At 48.1% G+C, this 7,560-nt stretch carries 7 protein-coding genes and 1 pseudogene; 6 read left to right on the forward strand and 2 right to left on the reverse strand.

The genetic code is table 11. The features are described 5' to 3' along the window. The 5 genes and pseudogenes from VIM87_RS26135 to VIM87_RS26155 form a co-directional block, all read left to right on the forward strand. A pseudogene (locus VIM87_RS26135) lies at window positions 1–714 on the forward strand (NAD(P)(+) transhydrogenase (Re/Si-specific) subunit alpha); the annotation flags it as partial. A gap of 70 nt (window positions 715–784) precedes the next feature. Further along, a complete protein-coding gene (locus tag VIM87_RS26140; RefSeq protein ID WP_089920965.1) occupies window positions 785–1,081 on the forward strand; it encodes an NAD(P) transhydrogenase subunit alpha in 297 nt (98 codons plus the stop codon). Between the two features lie 3 nt (window positions 1,082–1,084). Continuing rightward, window positions 1,085–2,482, forward strand: coding sequence for an NAD(P)(+) transhydrogenase (Re/Si-specific) subunit beta (locus VIM87_RS26145; protein ID WP_331999841.1), 1,398 nt, complete (start codon window positions 1,085–1,087; stop codon window positions 2,480–2,482). Between the two features lie 124 nt (window positions 2,483–2,606). Continuing rightward, window positions 2,607–4,004 carry a methyltransferase RsmF C-terminal domain-like protein gene (locus VIM87_RS26150; RefSeq protein WP_331999842.1) on the forward strand — a complete coding sequence of 466 codons (1,398 nt, stop codon included), beginning with the start codon at window positions 2,607–2,609 and terminating at the stop codon, window positions 4,002–4,004. A gap of 93 nt (window positions 4,005–4,097) precedes the next feature. Continuing rightward, window positions 4,098–5,147, forward strand: a complete 1,050-nt coding sequence (locus tag VIM87_RS26155) for a LysM peptidoglycan-binding domain-containing protein (protein WP_331999843.1) — start codon at window positions 4,098–4,100, stop codon at window positions 5,145–5,147. A gap of 278 nt (window positions 5,148–5,425) precedes the next feature. On the opposite strand, the gene fmt is transcribed toward VIM87_RS26155, so the two are convergent. Then, the gene (gene fmt / locus VIM87_RS26160) at window positions 5,426–6,358 is read right to left on the reverse strand and encodes a methionyl-tRNA formyltransferase (protein WP_331999844.1); all 933 of its coding nucleotides are present in this window, start codon (window positions 6,356–6,358) and stop codon (window positions 5,426–5,428) included. Window positions 6,359–6,623: 265 nt separating this feature from the next. Between fmt and VIM87_RS26165 the strand changes: the two genes are divergently transcribed. Then, window positions 6,624–7,052, forward strand: coding sequence for a peptidylprolyl isomerase (locus VIM87_RS26165; RefSeq protein WP_331999845.1), 429 nt, complete (start codon window positions 6,624–6,626; stop codon window positions 7,050–7,052). A 161-nt stretch (window positions 7,053–7,213) separates the two neighbouring features. On the opposite strand, the gene VIM87_RS26170 is transcribed toward VIM87_RS26165, so the two are convergent. Beyond that, a partial coding sequence (locus tag VIM87_RS26170) for an acyl-CoA thioesterase (protein WP_331999846.1) occupies window positions 7,214–7,560 on the reverse strand: 347 nt, incomplete at its 5' end.

Below are 7,560 nucleotides of genomic sequence, written 5' to 3' on the forward strand. Positions count from 1 at the left end.
GTATTGCTCGCAGCGTATACCTATAGCCGTTATTTCCCAATGTTCATGACTGCAGCAGGCAGCATTGCCCCCGCCAAAGTATTGATCTTGGGCGCCGGGGTAGCCGGTTTGCAGGCCATTGCCACGGCCCGCCGTTTAGGCGCAGTAGTAGAGGTGTTTGATACCCGCCCTGCTGTAAAGGAAGAGGTAATGAGCTTAGGCGCCCGCTTTATTGAAGTGGAAGGTGCGGCAGATGCATCGGCTGCCGGCGGGTATGCTGTGGAGCAAACGGATGCGTATAAACGTAAACAGGAAGAGAAAATAGCCGCCAGCATTGCCAAAGCAGATATTGTGATCACCACGGCGCAAATACCCGGTAAAACAGCACCGCAGCTTATTTCACAGGAAATGCTGAACACCATGCGCCCCGGCGCGGTGATCGTAGACCTGGCGGCTGCTACCGGCGGCAATACGGCGCTTACAAAGAACGACAGCACCATCCTGCATAATGGCGTTACCATTATCGGTAACTCTAACCTGGCCGCTGCTATGCCGGCAGATGCCAGCAAACTGTACGCCCGCAACCTGTTTAACTTTTTACAGCTCATTATCCGCAATGGCCAGGCCGTGCCGGATTTTGAAGATGATATTGTGCAGGGCGCCTGTATCACGCATGGTGGCGCTATTACCAATGAAAAAGTAAAAGCGCTGTGTGGGTTGAAGGAGGAGGTGTGAAGTAAAAAAATTAAAAGTAAAAAATTAAAAACCGCTGCATTCTAATTCGTAATTGATAATTCGTAATTCAATGGCGTTCATTCACCAGCACATAGAGCTCATCTACATCGTTATCCTGTCCATTTTCCTGGGTATAGAAGTAATATCCCGTGTACCTGCAGTATTGCATACACCGCTCATGAGCGGCGCCAATGCCATTCATGGGGTAGTGATCATAGGCGCTATTATTGTTATGGGGCAGGCCGAAGCCGATAATTACATTGCACTGATACTGGGTTTCCTTTCCGTAATACTGGGCACCTTAAACGTGGTAGGCGGTTTTGTGGTTACGGACCGGATGCTGGAAATGTTTAAATCCAAAAAATAGCGTATGTCCTTCAGCGTGTTATCCATCATTTACCTGCTTGGCTCTGTTACATTTATTATTGGTTTAAAAATGCTCAGCCATCCGGCTACTGCCCGCAAAGGCAACCTGATAGCGGCCGGAGGCATGACCCTGGCTATCCTGGGCACCATCTTCCTGTATGAGCACAATGGCGAGCGGTTGCATAATTATGGATGGATCTTCACGGGCCTGATCATTGGCGGGATCATAGGTGTGCTGGCCGCAAAAAAGGTAAAAATGACCGCCATGCCGGAAATGGTAAGCCTGTTCAACGGTACCGGCGGAGCCTGCGCGGCATTGATCTCTGCAATAGAGTTCCGGCATTTAAGTGAGAACGTGGTAACAACCGGAGAGCTGCTCACCATTTTACTGGGCTTAATGATAGGCGCTGTTTCCTTTGCCGGCAGTATGATCGCCTGGGGAAAGCTGAACGGGCGCATCAAAGATTTTGCATTTAAAGGGCAGCATATTGTAAACCAGGTGGTGCTGGCCGCAATGGTCATCTGCGCGGTATGGCTGCTCTGGAGCAATGATGGATTGCAGGTGCACCATCACATTTTGTTTTACGTTGTATTAGTATTAGCGTTGTTATACGGGGTATTATTTGTGATGCCTATTGGCGGTGCAGATATGCCGGTGGTAATTTCCCTGCTGAACTCCTTTACCGGTGTAGCGGCAGCTTGCGGCGGTTTTTTATACAACAACCAGGTAATGCTTACCGGTGGTATACTGGTAGGTTCTGCCGGTACCATCCTTACTATTTTAATGTGTAAGGCTATGAACCGCTCCCTGAAAAATGTGCTCATTGGCTCGTTTGGCGGCGCCAAAGCCGGTGTGGCTAAGGAGCAGGGATTATACAAAGCTATTTCTTTGTCAGATGCGGCAGTGGTGCTGGCATATGCGCAAAAAGTAATGATCGTGCCGGGGTATGGGCTGGCAGTAGCGCAGGCCCAGCATGCCTGTCATGAGCTGGAAAAACAGCTGGAAGAAAAAGGAGTAAGCGTGCTGTATGCTATTCACCCGGTGGCGGGCCGTATGCCGGGGCATATGAATGTGCTGCTGGCAGAAGCAGATGTATCATACGATAAGCTCCTGGAAATGGAGCAGGCAAATGCCTCCCTGCCCACTACAGATGTAGTGCTGGTTTTAGGCGCTAACGATGTGGTGAACCCCGCTGCTAAAAACGACCCCGATAGCCCTATATACGGTATGCCCATCCTGGAAGTGGAAACCGCCAAAATGGTGATCGTAAATAAGCGTAGCATGAAACCCGGTTACGCTGGTATTGAGAACGATCTTTTCTTTCAACCCAAAACCTCCATGCTTTTCGGTGACGCGAAGCAGGTCTTACAACAGTTGATCACTGAAATTAAACAGGTTTAGTTTAATTAATAATTAAGAATGAATAATTAATAATCGCAGGGCTGGTTTTACGCGTAATACTGGCGCTACGTCTATTAATTCTTAATTATTCATTATTAATTATTTTTGCACAAAGAATTTTCTATTGTCTACATATTTACCTCCTGCGCTGTTAGCCGGTTTGCAGGGACTTCCGGGTTATAATGAGGAAGCATTTTTACAGGTGCATGCAAGCGGAGAGCGGGTTACTTCCCTGCGTTTGAACCCGGCTAAAGTGCACAATGCTGCTGCAGCAGCGCAGGTATTACAGTCGCTCAGCGCTGCGCCGGTAAGCCCGGTGCCCTGGTCGCAGTACGGTTATTACCTGCCGCAACGTCCATCCTTTACGCTCGATCCTTTTTTTCATGCCGGCGCATATTATGTGCAGGAAGCTTCGTCTATGTTCCTGGAACACGCCCTCCGCCAAACCTGTGATCTGTCGCAGCCTTTGAAGGTACTGGACCTCTGTGCTGCACCGGGTGGTAAAAGCACGCTGCTGCAGGCTGTACTTTCTGCAGATAGTTTGCTGGTGGCCAATGAAGTGATCCGTGCCCGTGCCGGTTTGCTGGCAGATAATATCAGCCGCTGGGGTGCGCAGAATGTGGTAGTTACGAATAATGATCCGCGGGATATGGGCCGCCTGCCCGGCTTTTTTGATGTGCTGGTGGTAGATGCGCCCTGCTCAGGCTCCGGTTTGTTCCGCCGCGATCCGGAGGCAGTGGAGGAATGGTCGCCGGAAAATGTAACGCTTTGCAGCCAGCGCCAGCAAAGGATCCTGGCCGATGCATGGCCTGCGCTGAAAGAAAATGGCGTGCTCATTTACTCCACCTGCTCTTATTCAAAAGAAGAAGATGAAGTGATCCTGGACTGGCTCTCAGCAGAGCTGGAAGCTGAAAATATACCGTTACAGGCGCCGGCCAACTGGCATATTGTAACCACCAGGTCGGATAAACGAAATTGTGAAGGTTACCGTTTTTACCCCGACCAGGTAATGGGCGAAGGTTTTTTTATTGCCTGTTTCCGCAAGACCAGCGCAGATTCCGGGGCGCCCCGCAAACTAAAAGACAGCCTGCCTGCGTTATCTAAAAAAGAGCAGGAGAAAGTATTTCCCTGGTTGAATACCACGGAAGAAATGTTCTTAATGGATCATCAGGGCGATGCGATTATTTTGCCCGCTAACCTGGCGCCCGCAGTGGCCGTATTGCAACAACAGTTATATTTGCGGAAAGCCGGCGTAAAAGCCGGTCAGTTGACTGCGAAAGAATTGGTACCGGACCACCAGCTAGCCATGAGCACTTTACTGGCTGCCAACATACCGCAGGTAGCGCTGAATAAAGCACAGGCCTTACAATACCTGCGTAAGGAAGATCCGGCAGTACCCACCGGTGTAAAGGGCTGGGCGCTGATGGTATATGAGCAAATGCCCCTGGGATGGGCCAAGATCCTGCCTAACCGCATCAACAATTATTATCCTAAGGAACTCCGTATTTTGAAAGAGATTTGAGGTTTTCACACCGGCGGAGAATCAAAATTTATCAATTTTAACGCATATATTCGTTGCCGGAAAATGCGTTTTAGCATTATAAAAAGAGTCAGTATGGTCAGATCATTGTTGATTATCATGGGAATTATGTTGGGTGCAGCAGGTGTACAGGCACAGGACATATTAGAGGTACAGGGCACTGCTCCTGATCTGTATTTAATGCACACTGTAACAAAAGGAGAGACCTTCTATAGCCTGTCACGCGCCTACAGCGTGCCCCCCAAAGAAATTGCCGCACAGAACAATCTTAATTTTGATGGTGGATTACAGCTGGGCCAAAGCGTAAAGATCCCGCTGAACAAAGGCAACTTTGTACAAAGCGGCGAAGCAGCCGGCCACCCGGTATATCATAAAGTATCGGAAAAAGAAACCCTGTACCGCATCAGCGTTAATTATAATAAAGTATCGCTTGATAACATCCGCCACTGGAATAACCTGACGGGTGATGGTGTGCAGAAAGATAGTTATCTGATAGTAGGATATGTGAAAGGTACTAACAATGGCGCCGTGATAGCGTCTCATACACCCGCCGCAGCGCCGCCGGCTACTGTTCCCGCAGCTGCACCTGCCAGCCCTGCGCCTGCACCGCCGGCAACAGAAACCACTACTGTTGTAAAGAATAATCCTGCGCCGTCAACCGTATTAACGCCGGCTCCCCCGGTAGTTACGCCAGCGCCGCCGGTAACCAGCAATACAGATAGTGATAACAACAGCGCCAGCGAAACACATGCTTCTGCGCCTGCACCAGCTCCGGCTCCTGCAGCCAGCACACCGCCGCCTGCGCCATCCGGTTCCAGCTTTGAGCAGATCTATTCCCAGCAAACCGCCGGTAAAAAGCCAACCACTGAAAAAGGCCCTGGCTCCTGGTTTAAGAGCAATGCCGGTGCTGGTAAATACTATGCCCTGCATAACTCTGCCTCCCGTGGCACCATTATAAAAGTTACCAATCCGCTGAATGGTAAATCCATTTATGCCAAAGTGCTGGAAGCCATCCCGCAAATGAAGCAGAACGCCGGTTTGATCATCAAGCTGAGTGATTCCGCCATTGAAGCACTGGGCACTAATGAAACGAAGTTCTATTGTGAGCTCAGTTATGAGAATTAATAATTAAGAATGAATAATTAATAATCGTAGAGAGGGTGTTCATAAAACACGGCTATCACAGATTATAAAAGAAAGGCTGCTCTAAGTAATGAGCAGCCTTTCTTTTATTTACTTACCCAGTAAAAGCAGGTTATTGTTTAAGTCAAAGGCCCGCTGGTTATGGCTTTATCCTTTCCCTTGGTGTACCGGCCTTTTATTAATTATTCATTTTTAATTATTAATTACCCGGGGTATACCTGCTACACGATTATTAATTATTCATTCTTAATTATTAATTACTAAAGGCGAAAGCCTCGTAAAAAGGCGCTCACCTCCATCTTTTTCTTCCCCTCCAGCTGTATTTCCTGCAATACCAGGTAACCATCACTGGCGGCTATTTTCAGGTAAGATCTGTTATCAGTCAGGGGCTCGCCGGGTGCTACGGAAGGGGTAGCATGTTCTTTAGTGGCTTTGAATATTTTCAGCTGTTTATCCTGCAGGGTGGTCCAGGCAGTGGGGTAGGGGCTCAGGCCCCGCACCAGGTTGTAGATCTTGTCAATAGGCTGCTGCCAGTTGATGCGACCGTCTTCCTTAAAGATCTTGGGAGCATGTTTTATCTTTTCCGGGGCCAGTGCGGGCTGCGGCCGCTCTTCAGCAGTACCGGCTGCAATGGCTGCTACGGTTTTTAAAAGTACCTGTGCGCCGGTCTGCATCAGGTCATCATGCAGCTCGCCGGCTGTTTCATCATCGCTGATGGGCACCTCTGCGCTGAACAGCACATTACCTGTATCAATGGCATGCTGCAGCTTAAAAGTGGTAACGCCGGATACCTTTTCGCCGTTGATGATAGCCCAGTTAATAGGCGCAGCGCCGCGGTAGTCAGGTAACAGGGACGCATGTACGTTAATAGTACCCAGGGGCGGCATATTCCATACTACCTCCGGCAGCATGCGGAAAGCCACTACCACCTGCAGATGCGCTTTTAAAGCGGTTAATTCTTCCAGGAACTCGGGGTTCTTCAGCTTTTCCGGTTGTAATATTTTTAGTCCTTTCGCTACTGCATATTTCTTTACGGCGCTTTCCTGCAGCTGTAAGCCGCGCCCGGCGGGTTTATCCGGCGCCGTGATCACACCAACGATCTGGTAGCCTTCCTGTACCAATATATCCAGCGATGCCACTGCAAAATCAGGTGTACCCATAAACACAATGCGCAGGTCTTGTTTCTCGATCATCTTTTATAATAAATAGTTAAAAATTTATAATTACAAGTAGCCATATAACATTGTGTTACGCTACAATATTGCCTGTTGCTAACCATACAGGCATATGGCAGGCAGGCTTGGTGAACATTGCTGCCAGCCCGGCAGTACCAGGCATCTTATAAGCACCAATGCATACCAGGCCTGTAAAAATACGGATTGCTCAGCTTGTGCGCCATGATCTTTTTTCCTTACCTTGCAGCAGACATCATCTGTTAACACTTAATTATTATTCGTTATGCAAACAGTTAAAAACGGGGATACGGTACGTGTACATTATCATGGTACTTTAATCAACGGTACTACGTTTGATTCTTCTGAAGGAAGGGACCCGCTGGAGTTTAAAGTAGGTGCCGGCATGGTGATCAAAGGCTTTGATAGTGGCGTACTTGAGATGCAGGTAGGCGACAAGAAAAGGTTGGAAATCCCTGTTGATCAGGCTTATGGCCCCAAGAACGATGAGCTGATCATGGATTTTCCTAAAGCTAATATACCGCCCGATCTGAAACCGGAAATAGGTATGGAGCTGCAAATGAGCAATGCGCAGGGCCAGGTATTCCCGGTAAAAGTAGCCGGTGTAAGCACTGAATTTGTTACGCTGGATGCCAACCATCCGCTGGCAGGTGAAGATCTGATCTTTGAAATTGAGCTTGTAGAGATAAAATAGTTAATTACGAATTATTCAATTGCGAATTACGAATTGAGTAGTGCATATAAAAAAGTCCTGCATTCATATGCAGGACTTTTTTATTTTATTTAATCAATCAATTACATCTCCATCCATCATCCGCTGCATTTAATTATTAATTGTTAATTCTTAATTATTAATTATTCCGGAGGAAGAACAATCGCTGTTGGCCGCTTCTGGTCATCAATCGCTACAAAGGCAAAAGTGCCTTCAATAGCCTTCTCCCGGTGGTTGGAATACATCTGCTCCACATACACAGTTACCCGCACCTGCAGGCTGGTTTTACCCACATGCATCACTTCCCCAACCAATTCTATAATAGTACCATGCGGAATAGGTTTCTTAAAATCTATACGGTCGCTGGATACGGTTACTACCCGCATGCGGGAAAAACGGGTAGCCGTAATAAAAGCTACTTCGTCCATTAACTGCATGGCGGTACCGCCAAACATAGTATCATAGTGGTTTACCGTATTCGGGAAAACAG

Source organism: Chitinophaga sp. (assembly GCF_036569125.1).
Lineage (GTDB): Bacteria > Bacteroidota > Bacteroidia > Chitinophagales > Chitinophagaceae > Chitinophaga.